1 protein-coding gene is annotated in these 1,695 nt (G+C 57.0%); it reads right to left on the bottom strand.

Annotated features, from left to right (window positions below; genetic code table 11):
• On the bottom strand, nt 1-1,695 hold a 1,695-nt coding region (gene pglZ / locus BKD70_RS23650), incomplete at both ends, for a BREX-1 system phosphatase PglZ type A (RefSeq protein WP_070415511.1).

Raw genomic sequence — 1,695 nt, 5'->3', positions numbered from 1 at the left:
GCTCACCGCTGAGGAAATCGCTCTCCTGCAGCGGATGATTCTGATAGATGAAGCCATGATCAGCAGTGATCAGCAGGTTACTGGCATTGGCGTTGGTCAGTTTCTTCACCAGACGGATCAGCTCACTGAGCGTTTCCTCGGCCGCCGCAAACACTCGCTCTTCGGTATCACGGGTGTCGCCGGTCTTGTCGATCAGGTTGTGATAAACGTAAACCACCTCATTGTCGCGCAGCAAGGCACGAGAGTCGGCCTGGTTCATCGCCAGTAGATCCTTGGCTCGTACCACCTGGGATGCTGGCACCCTGGTCGCCAGAATCTTGCCCCGGTTGACCGAGCCTTGAGCGCTCTGACCATCCACTATGGCATCGCCACTGTCGTTGTCGGCCAGTTGCAGGCTGCTGTTGGGTAGCAGCGCCGCCATGCCCAGCTGGGTATAACTCGGTAGCATCGACAGCATCGGTTCCAGATCAGCCTCAAAACGATCTTCCTGACGAATCAGGCTTTGCAGCTCCTCGCCTACCTCATAGCGGAACGCATCGGAAATCAGCACGCACACCTTAGTTTTGCGCTCAACAAACGGCTGCACATAGCGGCTGAAAAAATTGCGCTGCAGCACTACGGGCGCGGCCTCCCACTGCTGCGCCGCATCCACGTGCTGCTGCCAGCGGTCATTAAGACGGCTCAGGTAGTTGTTGCCGTAGAGATTCTCGACCTGCATAGCCAACTCACCCAGCAGCGAAGCCTGGCCAGATTCACGCAGATGATAGACGAACTTGCGGTAACGCTGATCCAGCCTGAACCACTGGCTGGCGTACTTTTGCACGCCATCAGTCAGCGATTCCATTTGCAGCTGCGTTATGTCCAGCACCTGGATGAACTGCGCCGCATGCTCCAGCGCCAGGTACACATCCTTGAAGCGCTCAAACCAGTGACTCTGACGGCGCTGGCGTACCCACTGCTCCACCTCCTGAGCGGTCACTGTACGGGCCACCACGGCACGTACCAGCTCACTGAGGATCTTGCGGTCGATCAGCTCGAAATAATCCAGCTCCAGCAGGCTACGCCAGTCCAGAGTTTGCAGCTTGTCGTCGATCTGCAGCACCGCCGCGCACTGCTCAGACAGTGCCTCGAAACTCTGCTCATGCGAACGACTGTCCTTCCATCGTTTGAGGAACACCAGCGCCTCAGCGGACAGTCGCGCCTTGTAAGCCGGGTCGATCCCAAGCATGAAACAAGCCTTAAACAGCTCGATAACGAAATCGTGCAACCCTGGTTGCTCGGAGCTATAGCCATAGGCGCGCTTCACCTGCTCCCACAGATAAGCATTCAAGCCGCTGCTTTCGATTAACTTGATCCGCACATCTTTACCAGCGGCCAGATCACTCAGCAGGTTTTCCAGAATCACATCCAGACGCGGCTCGTTGCCGGAACACACGGCGAGCATCTTGCGTTGCAGCAAGTTCTGCGAATCACCCGGCTCAAGTAACTTGCTCAGTGCCTCGCGGCGCTTGGCGGATTCGAAAAACGCAACATGGGCTTCCAGCAGCGGATAGCAGTCCGGTCCCAACTCCAGCTCAGCCAGCCACAAGGCAACCTGATCGGTACGGAAGCAATTGCCACTGGCGAGCTGCACATCCAACAGCCAATTCTGCAAATGCGGAGGCTCGGCACCTTCACGGTAGAGCAGAAACTTCT

Source organism: Pseudomonas sp. BS-2016 (assembly GCF_001806145.1).
GTDB classification, from domain to species: domain Bacteria; phylum Pseudomonadota; class Gammaproteobacteria; order Pseudomonadales; family Pseudomonadaceae; genus Aquipseudomonas; species Aquipseudomonas lundensis.
Note: the sequence above shows the minus strand (reverse complement) of the source record. Positions and strands in the feature narration are given on the sequence as shown.